The following is a 17,940-nucleotide window of genomic DNA, read 5'->3' on the forward strand; positions in this document are numbered from 1 at the left end:
CAGTGCCAACGAGAGGACAGCGATGACCATCGTCGCAGATACCTGCCTGCCCGCACGCGTCGACGTGCTCGGCGTGACCCTCGGGGTCGACACCCATGCTGACTTCCACGTCGCCGCGGTGATCGACCCGCTTGGCCGTCACCTCGGCCACGCTTCGTTCGACACCACCATCGTCGGGTTCAAGGCCGTTGGCGTGGGCCAACAACATCGGGCGGATCACTCTCGCCGGGGTGGAAGGCACCGGCGCCTACGGCGCGGGCCTCGCCCGGTTCCTAAGCGCCGAGAACATCATGGTGGTCGAGGTCGATCGCCCGGACCGCAAGACCCGCCGGGACCAGGGCAAGTCCGACCCGATCGACGCCTACGCAGCAGCTCGAGCTGCGGCGTCGGGTCGGGCATCGGGCACCCCGAAGGCCCGCACCGGTGACGTCGAAGCCATCCGGGTGCTGCGCGTGGCCCGCACCGGCGCCGTTCGGGCCCGGGCGAAGGCGTTGACCCAGCTCAAGTCGCTGATCGTGACCGCTCCCGATGCCCTGCGGGCCCAGCTCGACGGGCTCGACGGGGCCAAGCTCGTCACCACCTGTGCCCGGCTCCGGGCGACCCGCGGCGACGCCCCGACACCGTCGCGGTTCGCGAAGCGGCCGCCGCGACCCGGCCGCCTAGTCGACCCGGCCGCGGCGACCAAGCGCGCCCTGGCGTCGATCGCGCAGCGGGTCCAGCAGCTCGACATCGAGATCGCCGAGCTCGACGACGACCTCGAAGCGCTCCTCAAGCCGCTCGCGCCGACCCTGCTGGAGCTATTCGGTGTCGGCTACGACGTCGCTGGTCAGCTCCTCGTCACCGCCGGCGACAACCCCGACCGCGTCGGCAGCGAAGCTGCGTTCGCGCACCTCTGCGGCGTCGCGCCGATCCCGTCGAGCCCAGGCAAGAACCAGAACAACTTCCGGCTCAACCGTGGCGGAGATCGAGCCGCGAACGCCGCGATCTACCGGATCGTCATGAGTCGGCTCCGCTACGACGAACGCACCCGCGTCTACGTCGCCCGGCGCACCAAGGAGGGCAAGTCAAACCAGCACATCATCCGCTGCCTCAAGCGCTACATCACCCGCGAGGTCTACGCCGCCATCCAAGCCGACCTCAACCCCCAAATCGCCCCTTGACATCCATAGGAGCATCCCCGCCATCCCACCACCCGCCAAACCGCCAAGATCCTGCGATTCGTGCAGAAGTGGATTCGTGCAGAAGTGGCGGAATAGCAGCCACAAGTGCACGAATCGTACGTAAGTGGTTGCGCGGGTGGATCAAATCCCGACCGAGCCGGTAGGCTTTTGGTCATGGCGAACTTCCGAGAGCTCTTGGCAGCCACCAAGGGACAGATCCGCGAGGTGACCACCGAGGAGACCGACGCCGCCCGTCGCTCCGGCGCGGTCATCCTCGACGTGCGCGAGCCCGACGAGTTCGAGCAGGGCGCCATCCCTGGTGCGATCCACATCCCGCGCGGCACCCTCGAGAGCAACATCGAGAACCGCGTGACCGACAAGGCCACGCCGATCATCATCCACTGCGCGTCGGGCATCCGGTCCGCGTTCGCGGCGAGCACCCTCGCCACCCTCGGCTACACCGACGTCGCGTCGATGGCCGGCGGCTTCAACCAGTGGAAGGACGAGGGCCGCGACTGGAGCACGCCGCGGACCCTCACGGCTGAGCAGCGCAATCGTTACCAGCGCCACCTGCTGGTCAACGAGATCGGCCTCGAGGGCCAGCTGAAGCTGCTCGACTCGAAGGTCCTCCTGCTCGGTGCAGGCGGCCTCGGCTCGCCGGCGGCCCTGTACTTGGCGGCAGCGGGCGTCGGCACGATCGGCGTCATCGACATGGACGTGGTCGACGAGTCGAACCTCCAACGCCAGATCCTCCACAACCTCGACCGTGTCGGCCAGCGCAAGGTCGACTCCGCCAAGGCCGCCATCGTGGCGTTGAACCCCGACGTCAACGTGGTGCCGATCGACCAGCGCCTCGACGCGTCGAACGTGCTCGACGTGATCCGCGACTACGACGTGATCGTCGACGGGTTCGACAACTTCCCGGCGCGCTTCCTCGTCAACGACGCCTCGGTGAAGCTCGGCATCCCGGTGGTGCACGGGTCGATCTTCCGCTTCGAAGGCATGGTCACGGTGTTCGACCCCAAGCGTGGCCCGACGTACCGCGACATGGTGCCCGAGCCGCCGCCGGCGGAGATGGCGCCTTCGTGCGCCGAAGCCGGGGTCCTCGGTGCCCTGCCGGGCCTGGTCGGGACGCTGCAGACCATCGAGACCGTCAAGCTGCTGCTCGACATCGGCGACCCGCTGGTTGGCCGCCTGCTCGCGTACGACGCGCTGGAGCAGACGTTCCGCGAGTACAAGGTGCAGCGCGACCCGGCCAACGAGATCACGTACGAGAACCGCGACCGCATCCAGGTCGCCGATCTCGAAGGGCTGTGCTCCCCGCTGCCCCTCTCGCCGCCGCCGGCGGGTTGACCGCGGCCACGCCTGGCTGCCGCTTGCCAGCCGTCACGGGAAGGCCAACCGCGAGACGGGGCTTGGCCGCGCATCCGAGCGACTGACCCCGCCCCACTGACGTCGGTCGCCGCGGTCGTCCTGGTCGCCGTGGTCGCCCCGCGCCGCTGACGTCGGTCGCCCTGGTCGCCCTGGTCGCCGTGGTCCGATCGCGGGGGCAGTAGGCTCGGCGACCGATTGCTCGGCAGCTCCGCTGTGGTCACGGCCTCGCCGTCCCGAGCGTCTCGGCACCGCCCACGACCCCAGGATCCAGCACCGATGCCCACCCACATCTCGGTGGTCTTGCCCGCGTACAACGAGGCCGAGAACCTCGTCGAGGTGATCCCGGAGATCACCGACGTGCTCGACCAGATGGGCAAGCCCTACCAGGTGCTGGTGGTCGACGACGGCAGCACCGACGGCACGCGAGAGATCATGGCCGGCCTCCGCAGCAGCCAGGTGGGATACGTGCGGCTGCGGGCCAACGCCGGGAAGTCGGCCGCCCTGAGCGTGGGGTTCGAGCGCGCCGACGGCGACTTCGTGATCTTGATGGACGCCGACGGCCAGGACGACCCCCATGAGATCCCGAGGCTGCTCGAAGCGCTCGATGGCGGCCTCGATCTGGTCACCGGTTCGCGCGCGGGTCACCGCCAGGATCGATTCATCAAGCGCAACACGTCGAAGATCTACAACTGGACGACGTCGAAGGTCAGCGGCGTCGAGGGCCGCGACTTCAACAGCGGCCTCAAAGCCATGCGACGTGAGGTCATGGGCTCCCTCGACCTCTACGGCGAGCTCCACCGCTACATCCCCGTGCTGGCGGCCTGGGGCGGGTTCCGGGTGGGGGAGGTGCCGGTCGCCCATCACGAGCGGCGCCATGGCACCACCAAGTTCGGCGGCGCCCGGTTCTGGCGGGGCTTCCTCGATCTCATCACCGTGAAGTTCCTCACGACGTACAACGCCCGGCCGTTCCACTTCTTCGGCGGCGTGGGCGCGCTGTTCGGCGTCGTCGGGAGCGGGCTGCTGGTGTGGATGCTGGTCGAGAAAGTGCTGGGTCACGCCATCGGCACGCGCCCGGCGCTCGTCACCGGGGTGCTGTTGGTGATCGTGTCGGTTCAGTTCCTGTCGTTCGGGCTCTTGGCGGAGCTGATGGTGCACCTCGGCCGGCGGCGCTCGGTCGACGCCGTCGTCGACGTCAATGGCTGAGCCTTCGGGCGACGCGCCGCTCTCGCTCCGGGCTTCGTTGCGCTGGCCGCTGATCCGCCGCGCCATCGAGACGTGCGCGCCGGCCACGTGCCTGGAGATCGGCTGCGGACAAGGCGCGATGGGCACGCGTCTCGCTCGTTTGACGCGCTCGTACCTGGCGGTCGAGCCGGACCAGCAGTCTCACGAGGTGGCTGCCGCGCGCCTGGGCGCCGTTGGTGGGCAAGTGCTGCACGGCTCGACCGAACTCGTGCCCGCCGGGTCCCGGTACGACTTGGTGTGCGCGTTCGAGGTCCTCGAGCACATCGACGACGACCGTGCGGCCGTCGCCGAGTGGGTGGAGCTGGTCGTGCCGGGCGGGCACCTGCTCGTGTCGGTGCCGGCCTGGCCCGAGCGGTTCGGCCCCACCGATGTCGCGGTCGGCCACTTCCGGCGCTACCGCCCCGACGGGCTCGCCGAGGTCCTGCGCAGCGCCGGCCTGGAGCCGGTGTCGAGCGCGCTGTACGGCTGGCCGCTCGGCAACCTGCTCGAAGCGACGCAGAACCGCATGTTCCGCGGCACCGAGCCCGAGCCCGAGGAGACCGCTGCGCGCACCGCCCGCTCGGGGCGGCTCCATCAACCGCGCAGCCGCGTGCGGGCGACGCTCACCGGCCTCGCTGTGCGGCCCTTCATCGGCCTGCAACGGTTGGCGCCGTCGCGCGGCACGGGCATCGTCGCGCTGGCCCGGAGATTGGACTGAGCTACCCGCAGGCGCTGATGTCGCGGCGCCCCGCGCCGCCCCCTGCCGGTCGCTCGACGCCGATCGTGCGCGGGCGCGCCGCGCGGGTGCTCACTCGCTCGCAGGTATGTCGTCCGGCTCGTCGCGGCCGGGGTCGACCGCCTCGCCGAGCGGGCCGTCGGTGTCGTCGCCACGAAGGCCGGTCAGCACGACCACGGAAGTGATGGCCATACCGATCAGGATCGCCACCCGCTCGGCCGCCACCGCGGCCACCGCGGTGACCGCACGGAGATCGACGACGGCGCCGATTGCGCCGGCCAGCAGCTCGCGGATGCCGAGTCCCGCCGGGAAGATCCCGATGGCGGTGGAGAGGATCACCGAGCCGGCCAACGCGACGGCCTGCGCCGCGCTCACGTGGAAGCCCAGCATCGCGAAGCCGAGTGCGATGCTGCCGGCGCTGACGCCCACCGTCAGCAGCTCGACCCACACGAGGCGTCCGAGGTGGCGAGACGCTTCCCTGGCGTCGTTGCGAAGGAGGCTCCGCCACAGCGCGAGCAGCGTGGCGAGCCCGATCACCAGCAGCACGATGCCGGCCACGAGGCGCTCGTCGGTGGCCGCCAACAACGCACCGATGGCGAGGCAACCGACGCCGACCCAGGCCAGGCCGGCGGCCGCGTTGGCGAACAGCGCGCGCTTGTACGTGCTGCCGAGCTGGCGCATCGCCTGGGTGCGGATCGCCACGCCTCCGGGGAGCGGGAGCAAGTTCGCCGCTATCGACAGCACGGTGAGGCGCAGCGCGGCCGGCCACCCGACCTGGTGCCCGGCGACCGCGGCGGCAGCGCGGTATTCGGCCGCGTTGACGGCGACGGTCAGCGGCGTGGCCACCAAGGCGAGCACGAGGAACGCCCAGAGGTGGAAGTGGACGCCCCCTTTCAGGGACTCGAACGACACCGCGGAGATCACCACGAACAGGACCAGCGCGCCGATGAGCAGCCAGCGTCTGGCGCTGGGCGACGAGGTGTGCCGATTGAGCGCGTCTTCGAGCCGCAACAGCTTCGCCTTGGCGCGGTCGAGCCGACCGGTCGGCGCCGGTGGGGCAGACGTCGGGGCGGGTTCGGTCATCGCGCTCGGTTCGGTGGCGGTGGCGTCGACGCGCACATCCGGCTCGCCGGCAGGGCGCGGCGAAGCCCCCGTCGGGAGCTGGTCGGCCACGCGGCAATAGTAGGTTCCGCCGCCATGCGAGCCGTCCTGTTCGGCACTTACCAGGCCGCCACCCATCCCCGGGTCGCGGTGCTGGCCGAGGGGCTGCGGGCGCACGGCATCGACGTGACCGAGTGCAACGAGCCGCTCGGCATCGACACCGCCGGGCGGGTCGCGATGCTGCAACAGCCGTGGCGGTTGCCCCTGCTCGCCTGGCTGATCGCCCGGGCATGGCTGCGCCTGGCGCGCCGCCGTCGGGCGCTCGGGCGGCCCGACCTGGTCATCGTGCCGTATCTCGCGCACTTCGACGTCCACCTCGCGCGCGCTCTCTTCCGTCGCTCGGTGGTGGTGCTCGACCACCTCGTCAGCGCGAGCGACACGGCCCGCGACCGTGGCGCGACCGGCGGCGTGAAGCTGTGGGCGTTGTCCCGACTCGACGGCGCGGCCCTGGCGGCGGCCGACGTCGCGATCGTCGACACGGCCGAGCACCGCGATTTCGTCCCTGCCCGGCACCGCTCGAAAGCGGTGGTCGTCCCCGTCGGCGCGTCGAAGATGTGGTTCGACGCCGGCGCGGCGGCCCCGGGGGCAGCTCCCGACCCCAACCCGCTGCGTGTGATCTTCTTTGGGCTGTACACGCCGCTCCAAGGCGCACCGGTGATCGCACAGGGCATCCGCCGCGCATCGGGCGCCGACTTGCGCGTCACGATGGTCGGGTCGGGCCAGGACCGGCCGGAGGCCGAGCGGCTGCTCACCGGCGACCAGCGGGTCGAGTGGATCGACTGGGTCGAGGCCGACGAGCTTCCCGCGGTCGTCGCCGCCCACGACGTGTGCCTCGGCGTGTTCGACACCGGGCCGAAAGCCCAGCGGGTGGTGCCGAACAAGGTGTACCAGGGCGCGGCGGCCGGCTGTGTGGTGGTCACGTCGGACACCGCACCCCAGCGCCGTGCGTTCGGCGACGCGGCGCTCTACGTGCCCGCGGGCGACCACCGTGAGCTGGGTCGGGTGCTCGCCGACCTCGCCGCGGATCGCGGCGAGGTGAGCCGACGACGCCGCGCGGCCGCAGACGCCGCCGCGGCCCGCTTCGCGCCCGCCATGGTGGTCGTGCCGCTGCTGGATGCACTGCCGGGCGCCGGCGCTCGCGTACCCTCGTCGGGTGCCCGGAAGCCCTGACACTGCGCGTCCCTCCGCGTCGAGTCTCGAGCCCGCAGCTGCGGCCGATGGGATGGGCGGTCGGGCTCGCCGCGGCGCCCCGGACCTGCACCCCCCGGCCGACTTGCGGGGGTGGCTGACCCTCGGATCGTGGGTCGTGTTCGCGGCCGGTCTCGTGCGCGCCATGTGGGTGTCGTTGGGTCACGACTTCCGCAAGGAGCGCCTCGTCGCCGACCAGGCGTCGTTCGTGGCGCAGGCGCTGAGCATCGCGTACGACCGCGACTTGTCGATCACGCAGGTCGACGTCAACCGCTGGGTGCAGCTCGATTGGGCCCACAACGGCATGAACGGGCTGTACTTCCAGCGCTTCCACGACGGCTGGGCGTATGCGAAGCCGTACGGCTACTCGGTCTGGTTGGCGCCGTTCATGCGGGTGTTCGGCCCGGCGCGCGGTGTGGCCATCGCCAACCTCACCTTGTTCGTCTTGACGGCGGCCGCCCTGATCTGGCTGTTGCGGCGCCGCTACGACGGGCCCGCGGTGCCGCTTGTCGCCGGGGCGTTCTTGCTGGTCACGAACGCAATGCTGTACCTGTTCCCGGTCGGGCCCGAGCTGTTCTACCTGTGCCTGACCGCGCTGTTCTTCGTGGTCGCGTGGTACGCGATCGAACGACAGTCGCTGTGGCCGGCGCTGGTCGCCGTCGTGATCGCCAGCGTGCTCGTGTCCGAGAAGGCGTCGATCGCGCTGATCCTCGTGCCGGCGCTCGTGTACGTGCTCGTACGCCTCCGTGGTTGGGGCCCACGCGCCGCCGTGGTGGTGCTCGGTGCGGTCGTGTTCGCCGGCGCCGTCTTCCCGTACTGGCACTACAGCGAGGGCAAGAGCTTCACGCCGTACGGCGGCGAGCGGTACTACGCCCTCAACGGCCGGATGCCGTTCGAGCCCGGATCGGTCTACCTGCGCGCCAAGTCCGACGAGGTCGTGTCGGTGCACTACTCCACCAAGTCGTTGACGCAACGCCCGCAGGACAAGGGCTGGGCGATCCTCTACTACGTCATCGGGGAGCACACCGGCCTGCTGGTGTACATGCCGATCGCGCTGTTCATCGTGCTGCTCGCGCTGTTCGACTTGCGAAGATCGAACTGGTTCAGCCGCACCGCGTTGATCGGTCTCGGCTTGTACGTGTTGTTCTACGTGTTGCTGTTCCCCCGCAACACGTACGGCGGCGGGCAGGCCATCGGCAATCGGTACTTCCTCCAGATCAGTCCCGTCGTGATCGCGGTGGCCGTCGGTTCGGGCATCCGCGCAGCCCGTCTTGCGTGGGCGGGGTTGCTCGGGCTCGTGTTGCCGATCGTGTTGCTGTGGCCGCAGCTGTACTCGCCGCACGACGACCTCTACAAGATCTACCGGACGAGCCCGGCCCAACGGTTGTTGCTGTACGAGTCGCACGTGTCGACCACGTACTTCTTCCACCCGCCACCGCCACCGCCGAAACCCCCATCGAGCGGCTAGTTGCGCTCGGCGGGGTCGCTCCGAGCTTGTTGATGGTGGGGGGTGAGTTGTCGAAGACCCACAGCCTCACCCGGAGGCTCACCTCACCGGCGGATCACCCAATTCCATCCCGCGCCGGGCAACGTCCCCGCTCGTCACAGCGAGTGGTGTGTCTGGCACGACGCCAGTTGCCGGCGGCCAGCCGCGGCGGGAGCTTCGCTACGGGCGATGGAACAGGTCGAGCAGTCGCTCCGCCGCGGCGACGGGCGACTCGGATCCGGTCTCGACTGCTGTCTCCGCGCCGGCCAGCGCCGCCGCGACATCGGGGTCGGCGCGGAAGCGGTCGGTCAACGCCTCGGTGACCTCGCTCCACAGCCAGGCCCGGCCCTGATGGGCCCGCACCTCGTCGAGCTCGCCGCTCGATTGCAGTTCGGCGTGCGACGCGGCGAGGGTGTCCCACACCTCGTCGATGCCGGTCTCCTCGGTCGACGACACGAGCAGCGCCGTGGGCGAGATCGAGCGGCGGTGCGGGCGCAAGAGTTGAAGCGCCTTGTTGTGGTCGGCACATGCGTGGCGCGCTGCGGCAGCGAGGTCGCCGTCGGCTTTGGTGACCAACACCAGGTCGGCGAGCTCCATGATCCCGCGCTTGATGCCTTGCAGCTCGTCGCCGCCGCCGGGCGAGACCAGCAGCACGAACAGGTCGACGAGGTCGGCCACGGCCAGCTCGCTCTGGCCGACCCCGACCGTCTCGACCAGCACGACGTCGAACCCGGCTGCTTCGCACAGCAGCATGGCTTCGCGGGTGCGTCGGGCCACCCCGCCGAGAGTCCGGCCCGCGGGCGAGGGCCGGATGAAAGCCCGCGGGTCGCGCGCCAGCCGTCCCATGCGGGTCTTGTCACCCAGGATCGAACCGCCCGAGCGCTGGCTCGACGGGTCGACGGCCAGCACGGCCACCTGGTGTCCCGCCGCGGTGAGGTGGGTGCCGAAGGCCTCGATGAACGTCGACTTGCCGACGCCGGGCGCGCCCGAGATGCCCACGCGCACGGCCTTGCCGGTGCCGGCGATCACCCGGCTCATGAGATCGTTGGCATCCCTGCGGTGGTCGGGACGGCGTGACTCGACCAGGGTGATGGCCCGTGCCAGCGCCCGCCGGTCGCCTGCGACAACCCCCTTGGCGAGGGCGTCGACGTCAGGTGCAGCCATGGACGGCGAGTGTATGCGGGCGGCCATCCGGGCCCGGTCGGCCCCGTCCCTTCCCCGTCCCTTCCTCAGAACTGAGTGGGGATCTGGTCGCCGGGTCAGCCGGTTCTCCCCCTGTTCGGTGCTGTCGGGGGTGGCCGAAGTGGGCGTCAGCGGCGGGGTTCTCGGCGGGTGACGACGCCCATGGGGGTGATGGCCTCGCCGGTGAGGGTTCGTTCGGCGTGGCGCATGTGCCACTCGAGCAACTGGCCTCGCAGGTCGGCCAGGACGGGCGCGTACGCCGGGTCCGCGGACACGTCGTTGAGCTGGTCGGGATCGGTGTCGAGGTCGTACAGCACCGACGTGCCGTCGGCGACGTGGACGTACTTGTGGCGGCGTGTACGCAGCACGTCGAGGTTGCAGTCCTCCTGCGTGAGCCCCGGGCGGCCGGCCAACAGCATGGCGAGACCTTCACGGAAGTCCCACTGCACATGGGCTGCGTCGCGCCACCCCCCGGCGAGGTGGGGGGACTCGCCGTGCAGGAACGGTTGGAGCGGGTGCCCGTCGCACTGCAACGGGACGTCGGCACCCATCGCCGTCAGGATCGTCGGCATCACGTCGACAGCCTCGGTGAACGCGTCGATCCGGGTGCCGCGCGCCGTGTCGGCGGCGGGCCGGGGGTCGGCCACGAGCATCGGCACGTGGTAGCTCTCGTCGAACCAGCCGAGCTTCTCGGTGAACCAGTGGTCGCCGAGCTGGTCACCGTGGTCCGACGTGAGCACCACCACGGTGTCGTCGGCCGCGCCGATGGCGTCGAGGTGGTCGAAGAGGCGACCGAGGTGGTGGTCGACCTCGGTCATGGTGCCCCAGTACGTGGCGCGTAGCTGGCGCAGCTCGCGCTCGTCGGGCGCGCCGAACAACTGGGCGGCGAGGCCGAGCACCGGGTGCGCCGCCAGTTCGGCGTCGCGGTCGGGATGGCGACGGAAGGCGGGGCCGTCGGCGGGGTCGTAGCGGTCGTGGTAGCCCTCCGCCGCACGATGGGGCGGGTGCGGCCGCAAGTACGCGCCGTGCACGAACCACGGCGCCTCGCCCCGATCCGCGCGGTGGCGGTCGATCCACTCGATGATCGAGTCGGTGAGGAAGGCGGACTCGCTCAGCTCGGCCGGGAAGCGCGCCGGCGCCCATGAGGTGGCGTGCTCGCTGGCGCCGGGGTAGTCGGGTATCGGCTCGTACAGTTCCATCGGGTCGTCGGAGACGTCGACGCCGTGTTCGCCGAGCCAGGCCGCCCAGGTGTCACGCGTGTCGCCCCGGAGGCGGACCACCTCGGTGAAGCCCGGCAGCACCGACTCGTAGTCGAACAGTCGGGGGTCGGTCGGGTCGGTGACGGTGCGCGGGTCGACCGATGTATCCGTGTAGCCGAACAGCACGGGGTCATAGCCGACCTTGGCGGCTTCGAGGGCGACGTTGGTGAATCGGGCGTCGAGCGGGGTGCCGTTGTTCACCGACCGGTGGTTCATCAGGTACATGCCGGTGTGGAGCGAGGCCCGGCTGGGACCGCACGGGGCCGTCGATGCCCAGTGGTTCGCGAACAGCACGCCCCGTGCCGCGAGCCGGTCGAGGTTCGGGGTCTCGACGACCGGATGTCCCAGCGCGGAGAGGCAGTCGCCGCGCCACTGGTCGACGGTGATGAACAACACGTTCGGGCCGGGCACGCGGCGAAGGTAGCAGCGCTGCGTGTCGGCGCCTCGGTGACACCTGCTCGGGCTAGAGGCGCCGCATCCGGACGAACGTAGCCCGCTGAGGTGGTCAGGAGCCGTGGCGGGCGACGCGGCGGAGCACCCGCGGTGCGACCCCGGGAACGGAGAGCGGCGTACGCGACGACTCGCCTACGGCAGCGGCCTTGTTGTCACTGGTTCTCCTCCCACGGGTCGAAGCAGGCCACGCCGAGACGGGTCAGGGGTGCGAGCAGTCAGGCCGAGGCGCTCCCGGGCCCGATGTGGTCAGGGTGCCACCGGGGTGATGCGCACGGTGGCGGTCTGCGAGGGCCACTGGGGGTTGCTGAACACGGTGCCGGGGAGGCCTCCGGCGGTCTGCAGCAGCACCCACAGGCGGCCTTGCGCCGAGTACTCCTGGTACGGGTTCGCGGGGCCGAGATCGACGCTGGTGTGGAGACGGCCCTGCGCGTCGGCCTGCGCGGTGGTGCGGTGGGTGCCGGTGCGGTCGATCGTGGTCACGGTGAGCCGCTGGCCGGGCTGGTAGTAGCCGGCCGTGGTCACCTCGCCTCGGCCGCTGCCGGTGAGGGTGAAGCCGTCGCGGTTGGCGTCGCGCAGCTCGCTGAACTCGAGGTGGGTGCGGGCCACGTGCACGTTCCATCCCCACAGCGAGTAGGTGGGATCCGCGGTGCGGTACGTGTACGCGCTGGGCGCGGGGGTCGGGTTGGCGAAGAGCTCCATCAGCGGCGGGAGCAGCTGGCGGAGGTCGCGCTGCCAGTAGTACCAGTTGTGGCCGCCGGGCCCGTAGTCGTCCCACACGTGTGCGATGCCGAGCGCGGTGAGCTTGTGGTCGAGGTTCACGTTCATCATGTGCACGCCGGCCTCGATCGGGTCGCCGAGGCCACCGTCGGGGCCGCCGGGCAGCCCGTTGCCCGATTTCAACGTGATCGAGGTGCCGCGCAGGTTCTCGGCGATGTCCCACGGGTTGTGGTCGCGCCAGCGGATCTCGTCGGTGAGGCGCAGGCCCATGCCGTAGTTGATGTGGCCGTTGGCGTCGGGTTGGTCGGCGAGGGGCCACACGAGCGGCACGTTGGTGTCGACGGCGCCGGAGAAGCCGGCGGTGGAGCTGAACAGGTCGGGGTGGCGGGCTGCGTAGCCCACGGCGCCGCCGCCGCCCATCGAGAGGCCGGCGATCGCCCGCTCGGCGCGGGTGGCGATGGTGCGGTAGTGCCCGTCGATCCAGGGGAGCAGTTGGTCGATGTGGTAGGTCTCCCACATCGGGGGCCCGAACGCGCCGTTGTTGTACCAGTTCATGTAGCCGTTGCCGGGCCCGGTGTCGGGCATCACCACGATCACGGGGTAGTCGGCCGTGATGGCTGCGGCGGCGCCCTTGTCGGTCCAGTCGAGGTACGACCCGCCGCCGCCGTGCAGGAGGTACAGCACGGGGTACCGCGTGGTGCCGGACGTGTCGTAGCCCTTGGGCACCAGCACCCGCACGCGGGTGGCGCTCGACAGCGCGGGTGTGGTGAAGGTGAGCTGGGTGAGGCGGTCGCTGAGGTGTTGGGTGTTGGTGAGGGTGAGGTCGTCGGGCCCGAGCTGTGGGGCCGCAGTCCAGCCGGTGTTGGTGGCGGGCGGCGCGGCGGCGGCGACGCTCGCGTCGGCACCCGCGGGCGCGGCGAGCACTGTGGCGAGCAGCACGGCGGTGAGCAGGCTGACGAGGCTCAGTGGCGCACGGCGCATGGCGTCCCCCAGGTGGCGCGGTGAGGCGGTCATCGAGGCACTTAGTGTTCACTAAGTGTGGTGCGCGCGTCAAGCCTCCGGGTCGGTGAGTCGGGTGATGGTTGCATCGATGTAGCGCTCCACGGCTTCGGCCATCGACACGGCCTCACCGAGCAGGAACCACTGCAGGCGTATGCCGTCGAGCAGCGCCACGAACTGCGACGCCTCGAGTTGCGGGTCGGTCCCGGCGCGCAGGTCACCGTCGGCGACCGCACGCCGGAACGCCTCGGTGATGCCGCTGAGCAGGGCGCCGTAGCGCTTGGTGAAGTAGCGGTTCACCACCGAGTCGTCGTTCAGGTGCTCGGCCGACAGCACCACCATCAGCGCCTGGTACTCGCGGTTGGCCTCCATCCACGCACCCCAGGCGCCGAGCGCCCGGATCGAGCCGAGCCCACCCGCGGACAGGCCGGCCTGCATGGCGTCCCAGTGGGCGTGGGAGAGGCGTTCGACCACCGCCACGAGCAGGTCGTCTTTGGTACGGAAGTGGTACAGCACCCCGGCGTCGGTGACGCCCACGTGCTGGGCGACGGCCGCCACGCTCGTGCCCCGGAAGCCCCGCTGGCCGAACAAGTCGATCGCCGCGTCGACGATCTGCTCGCGCCGCACCGAGGCGCGCGACGCGGGTTGTCGGTCAGCCATCGCTCAAGTATGCGCCGCGGCGGTCAGCCCTCACCGCCGGCCCCGGTCGTAGCGGGTGGCGATGTGGTGGTGAGGGCGACGAGATCCCCGCCCGGTCCGGGGTTCTGTCGGGGCGCCGGGTGGTCAGGCGCCGCGGTTGGCACGAACCAGGGCGAGGACCTTGGCGGCGGCCTCGGGGATGTTGGTGCCGGGGCCGAAGATCGCGGCCACGCCGGCGTCGGTGAGGAACTCGTAGTCCTGAGGTGGGATCACCCCGCCGCACACGACGACCACGTCGTCGGCGCCGGCCTTTCGGAGCTCGTCGATCAGGGCCGGCACGAGGGTGCGGTGACCGGCGGCCTGACTCGACACCCCCACCACGTGCACGTCGTTTTCGAGCGCGTCGCGGGCCGCTTCGGCTGGCGTCTGGAACAGCGGGCCGACGTCGACGTCGAAGCCGAGGTCGGCGAAGGCCGTGGCGATGACCTTGGCGCCGCGGTCGTGGCCGTCTTGGCCCATCTTGACCACCAAGATGCGCGGGCGCCGGCCTTCCTCGGCGGCGAACGCCTCGGCGTCGGCCTGGATCTTGGCGTAACCCTCGTCGCCTTCGTACGCGGATCCGTACACACCGGAGATGGTACGGACCTCGGCGCGGTGGCGGCCGAACACGGCTTCCATCGCGTCGCTGATCTCGCCGACGGTGGCGCGGGCCCGCGCGGCGGCCACCGAGAGCTCCAGCAGGTTGGCGTTGCCTTTGGCGCCTTCGGTCAGGGCCTCCAGGGCGGCTTTGCAGGCCGCATCATCGCGCTCGGCCCGCACTTTGTGGAGCCGCTCGACTTGTGACTCGCGCACTGCGGTGTTGTCGATGGCCAACACGTCGACGACATCGGGATCGTCGACGCGGTACTTGTTGACGCCGACGACCACTTCCTCGCCGCGGTCCACACGGGCCTGACGTCGGGCGGCGGCCTCCTCGATCCGGAGCTTCGGCATGCCGTCGACGATGGCTCTGGTCATGCCGCCGAGCGACTCCACCTCCTCGATGATCGACCAGGCCTTGTCGGCCAGGTCGTTGGTGAGCTTCTCCACGTAGAACGATCCGGCCAGCGGGTCGATCACGTGCGGGATGCCGGTCTCCTCGGCGAGGATCAGCTGGGTGTTGCGGGCGATGCGCGCCGAGAAGTCGGTGGGCAGCCCCAATGCCTCGTCGAAGCTGTTGGTGTGCAGGCTCTGGGTGCCACCGAGCACGGCGGCCATGGCCTCCACCGCAGTGCGGACGACGTTGTTGTAAGGGTCCTGCTCGGTGAGCGACACGCCCGAGGTCTGGCAGTGCGTGCGCAGCGTGAGCGAGCGGGCGTCTCGCGGCTCGAACTGCTTCATCACCCGCGACCACAGCAGCCGGGCGGCCCGCAGCTTGGCGACCTCCATGAAGAAGTTCATGCCGATCGCGAAGAAGAAGCTGAGGCGCGGCGCGAACTTGTCGACGTCGAGGCCTTGGGCGAGCGCGGCCCGGACGTACTCGAGGCCGTCGGCGATGGTGAACGCCAGCTCCAAGTCGGCCGTCGCGCCGGCTTCTTGCATGTGGTACCCGGAGATCGAGATCGAGTTGAACCGGGGCATCTCGGTGGCCGTGTAGCCGATGATGTCGGCGACGATCCGCATGCTGGGCTCAGGCGGATAGATGTAGGTGTTGCGCACCATGAACTCTTTGAGGATGTCGTTCTGGATGGTGCCGGACAGGTCAGCGTGGGCGACGCCTTGCTCCTCGCCCGCCACGATGTAGCAGGCGAGGGTGGGCAGCACGGCCCCGTTCATCGTCATCGACACGGACATCTTGTCGAGCGGGATGCCGTCGAAGAGGATCTTCATGTCCTCGACGGAGTCGATGGCCACACCGGCTTTGCCGACGTCGCCCACCACGCGGGGGTGGTCGCTGTCGTAGCCCCGGTGGGTGGCCAGGTCGAACGCCACCGACAGCCCCATCTGGCCGGCGGCCAAGTTGCGCCGGTAGAAGGCGTTGGACTCCTCAGCGGTCGAGAAGCCGGCGTACTGGCGGATGGTCCAGGGTCGGTTGGCGTACATCGTGGCGCGCGGGCCGCGCAGGAACGGCTCGAGGCCGGGCAACGTGTCGACCGGCAGGCCATCGAGGTCGGCCGACGTGTACAGCGGCTTGACGTCGATGCCTTCGGGCGTGTGCCAGATGAGGGTGTCGGGGTCCGCGCCCTTCAGGTCCTTTGCGGCGGCTGCACGCCACTCATCGATGGTCGGCTCGTGGGTTTCGTCGTCGGCTGCCACGGCCGCCATCGTACGGGTGGGCCGGCCGAGCCTCCCAACGCAGCCAGAGGACCCAAGGGGTCGCGGGCCACCGGTAGCCTTGCGGTCATGGCGCCGCGGTTCGTGATCATCGGAGGAGGCCCAGCGGGCACCCAGGCCGCGACCCACGCGGCCCGGCTGGGGGCCGACGTCACGATCGTCGAGCGCGACGTCATCGGCGGTGCGGCCAACTTGTGGGACTGCATCCCGTCCAAGGCGATGATCGCCACCGGCGGCGCGATCGCGTTCTTCAAGCGGGCGCACGGCATGGGTCTCAGCGAGGTCAAGACCGGCATCGACATCGACGCGCTGCGTGAGCGGATCAAGGACATCGAGTACCGGCTCGAGCGCAACGCGCTCGACCTGTTGGAGAGCCAAGGTGTCAAGATCATCCAGGGCACCGGCACGCTGACCGGCCCGAACACCGTGCGGGTGACCACCGAGGTCGGCGCCGAAGAGCTGTACGCCGACTTCGTGCTGCTGTCGACGGGCAGCCGGCCGCGCATCCCCGACTGGGTCGAGCCCGACGGCCGCCGCGTGCTGATCACCCGCGACGCCTACCCGCCCCCCGAGATCCCCGACCACCTCGTGGTGATCGGCTCCGGCGTGACGGGTGTCGAGTTCGTCCACATGTTCCGCTCGTTGGGCGCCGAGGTCACGTTGATCGTCAGCCGCCAACAAGTGCTGCCCAACAAGGACCCCGAGGTCGCCGCTGCGCTGGAGGCCGACTTCTTGTCACGTGGCGTCAAGCTGCTCAAAGGCGCCCGGGCCGAAGCCATCGAGGTGACCGACGACGGTGTGGTCGTGGTGTGCGACGACGGCCGCCGCGCCGCTGGCTCGCATGCGTTGCTCGCCATCGGTTCGATCCCCAACGGCGCCTCGCTCGGGCTCGAAGCCGCGGGCGTCGAGGTCGACGACAACGGCTATGTGGTGGTCGATCACAACTGCCGGTCGAGCGTCCCGCACATCTACGCAGCGGGCGACCTGTCCGGCAAGCTGCCGCTGTCGTCGGTGGCATCGATGCAGGGCCGCAAGATCGCCGAGCACGCGATGGGCCTGCACTCGCGACCGCACCGGCACCTCGACTACGAGAAGGCGGCGTCGGCCATCTTCACCGAACCGGAGATCGCCGACGTCGGCCTCGGCGAAGCCGAGGCGTTCGCGTCGGGTCGCAAGATCCGCGTCACCAAGGTGCCGTGGTCCGCATCGGCCAAGGCGCTGATCAACGACGACTCGCGTGGCTTCATCAAGATCGTCTCGGACCCGGCCACTGGTGTCGTGCTCGGCGGGTCGATCGTCGGGCGCCACGCAGCTGAACTGATCTCGGTGGTGGCGCTCGCCGTCACCGCGGGCTTGCGGGTGGCCGACATCGTCGACTCGCTGTTCGTCCACCCTGCCTTGGCCGAAGCGCTGGCCGAGGCCGCTGAGTGAGCGACGAGCCCGCCGGCCAAGAGCCGGGGGGACGGGATCGCGAGCCGCCGCAGAGTCCCGTCGGCGCGCCACCGCCACCTCCTCCCGTCCCAGGTCAGGTGTGGGGTGTCGGACCGGCGCCGGTCGGGCCCGACGGCCTGCCGCTGTGGGGTGAGGGTGCGCTCGCGTCGATCGGCAAGCGCGCAGCGGGACGCATCATCGACAACGTCTTGTTCGGCGTGCCGTTCTTGTTCCTCGCGATCGCGCAGGGTTGGATCACGGTCGGCGACAAGGTCGACTTGACCCACTTGCCGCAGTGGGCTCCGGTCCTGCCGGTGGTGGCCGAAGCGGTCTACGAGTGCTGCTGCTACGTGCGATGGGGTCGCACGATCGGCAAGTGGGTCGCCGGCACGAAAGTCGAGCTCGGCGATGGCAGCCTGCCGGGCTGGCACCAGGCCGCGCTCCGGGCGTTGGTGCCGATGGTGGCGTCGGTGGTGCCGTTCCTGCCGGGTCTGCTCACGCTGATCGTGTTCCTGCTCGCGCTCACCAACCCGTTGCGCCAAGGTCTCCATGACCGAGCTGCGGGAACGATTGTGGTGAGCTCCGCCCGGAATGGGAACCTTTCCGGGCGACGGTGACGGC

13 protein-coding genes and 1 pseudogene are annotated in these 17,940 nt (G+C 70.3%); 8 read left to right on the plus strand and 6 right to left on the minus strand.

The features are described from left to right. Positions 1–22: 22 nt before the first annotated feature. The 4 genes and pseudogenes from VHA73_14525 to VHA73_14540 all read left to right on the plus strand — a co-directional run bounded on the left by VHA73_14525 (position 23) and on the right by VHA73_14540 (position 4,473). Positions 23–1,160 (plus strand): annotated as a pseudogene (locus VHA73_14525) (IS110 family transposase). Between the two features lie 174 nt (positions 1,161–1,334). After that, entirely contained in the window at positions 1,335–2,513 is a 1,179-nt protein-coding gene (gene moeB / locus VHA73_14530; protein HVX19242.1) for a molybdopterin-synthase adenylyltransferase MoeB, read from the plus strand. A 297-nt stretch (positions 2,514–2,810) separates the two neighbouring features. Next, entirely contained in the window at positions 2,811–3,737 is a 927-nt protein-coding gene (locus VHA73_14535; protein HVX19243.1) for a glycosyltransferase family 2 protein, read from the plus strand. Then, positions 3,730–4,473, plus strand: a complete 744-nt coding sequence (locus VHA73_14540; GenBank protein HVX19244.1) for a class I SAM-dependent methyltransferase — start codon at positions 3,730–3,732, stop codon at positions 4,471–4,473. Before VHA73_14535 ends, VHA73_14540 begins: the two co-directional genes overlap by 8 nt. 90 nt (positions 4,474–4,563) lie before the next feature. Here the strand turns inward: VHA73_14540 and VHA73_14545 are convergent, their stop codons facing one another. Beyond that, on the minus strand, positions 4,564–5,664 hold the full coding sequence (locus VHA73_14545; protein HVX19245.1) for a hypothetical protein: 1,101 nt from the start codon (positions 5,662–5,664) through the stop codon (positions 4,564–4,566). 24 nt (positions 5,665–5,688) lie between these two features. Here VHA73_14545 and VHA73_14550 point away from each other — a divergent pair, with 24 nt between their 5' ends. Next, positions 5,689–6,822, plus strand: a complete 1,134-nt coding sequence (locus tag VHA73_14550; GenBank protein ID HVX19246.1) for a glycosyltransferase — start codon at positions 5,689–5,691, stop codon at positions 6,820–6,822. After that, complete coding sequence (locus tag VHA73_14555) at positions 6,806–8,308, plus strand: hypothetical protein (GenBank protein ID HVX19247.1); 1,503 nt, start codon at positions 6,806–6,808, stop codon at positions 8,306–8,308. The genes VHA73_14550 and VHA73_14555 overlap by 17 nt, the downstream gene beginning before the upstream one ends. A gap of 198 nt (positions 8,309–8,506) precedes the next feature. Here VHA73_14555 and meaB read toward each other — a convergent pair whose 3' ends face one another. The 5 genes from meaB to scpA form a co-directional block, all read right to left on the minus strand. Then, positions 8,507–9,490, minus strand: a complete 984-nt coding sequence (gene meaB, locus VHA73_14560; GenBank protein HVX19248.1) for a methylmalonyl Co-A mutase-associated GTPase MeaB — start codon at positions 9,488–9,490, stop codon at positions 8,507–8,509. A 146-nt stretch (positions 9,491–9,636) separates the two neighbouring features. Next, positions 9,637–11,178: an alkaline phosphatase family protein gene (locus VHA73_14565; GenBank protein ID HVX19249.1), complete on the minus strand. Its 1,542-nt coding sequence runs from the start codon at positions 11,176–11,178 to the stop codon at positions 9,637–9,639. Positions 11,179–11,466: 288 nt separating this feature from the next. Then, positions 11,467–12,951: an alpha/beta hydrolase family protein gene (locus tag VHA73_14570; GenBank protein HVX19250.1), complete on the minus strand. Its 1,485-nt coding sequence runs from the start codon at positions 12,949–12,951 to the stop codon at positions 11,467–11,469. A gap of 36 nt (positions 12,952–12,987) precedes the next feature. Further along, on the minus strand, positions 12,988–13,596 hold the full coding sequence (locus VHA73_14575) for a TetR/AcrR family transcriptional regulator (GenBank protein ID HVX19251.1): 609 nt from the start codon (positions 13,594–13,596) through the stop codon (positions 12,988–12,990). A gap of 123 nt (positions 13,597–13,719) precedes the next feature. Continuing rightward, on the minus strand, positions 13,720–15,870 hold the full coding sequence (scpA, locus tag VHA73_14580; GenBank protein ID HVX19252.1) for a methylmalonyl-CoA mutase: 2,151 nt from the start codon (positions 15,868–15,870) through the stop codon (positions 13,720–13,722). Here scpA and VHA73_14585 point away from each other — a divergent pair. Both VHA73_14585 and VHA73_14590 read left to right on the plus strand, forming a co-directional pair. Beyond that, the gene (locus tag VHA73_14585) at positions 15,847–17,319 is read left to right on the plus strand and encodes an FAD-dependent oxidoreductase (GenBank protein HVX19253.1); all 1,473 of its coding nucleotides are present in this window, start codon (positions 15,847–15,849) and stop codon (positions 17,317–17,319) included. The genes scpA and VHA73_14585 overlap by 24 nt on opposite strands. After that, on the plus strand, positions 17,316–17,936 hold the full coding sequence (locus VHA73_14590) for an RDD family protein (protein HVX19254.1): 621 nt from the start codon (positions 17,316–17,318) through the stop codon (positions 17,934–17,936). Before VHA73_14585 ends, VHA73_14590 begins: the two co-directional genes overlap by 4 nt. Positions 17,937–17,940: the final 4 nt, after the last annotated feature.

Source organism: Acidimicrobiales bacterium (assembly GCA_035547835.1).
Lineage (GTDB): Bacteria > Actinomycetota > Acidimicrobiia > Acidimicrobiales > Iamiaceae > DASZTW01.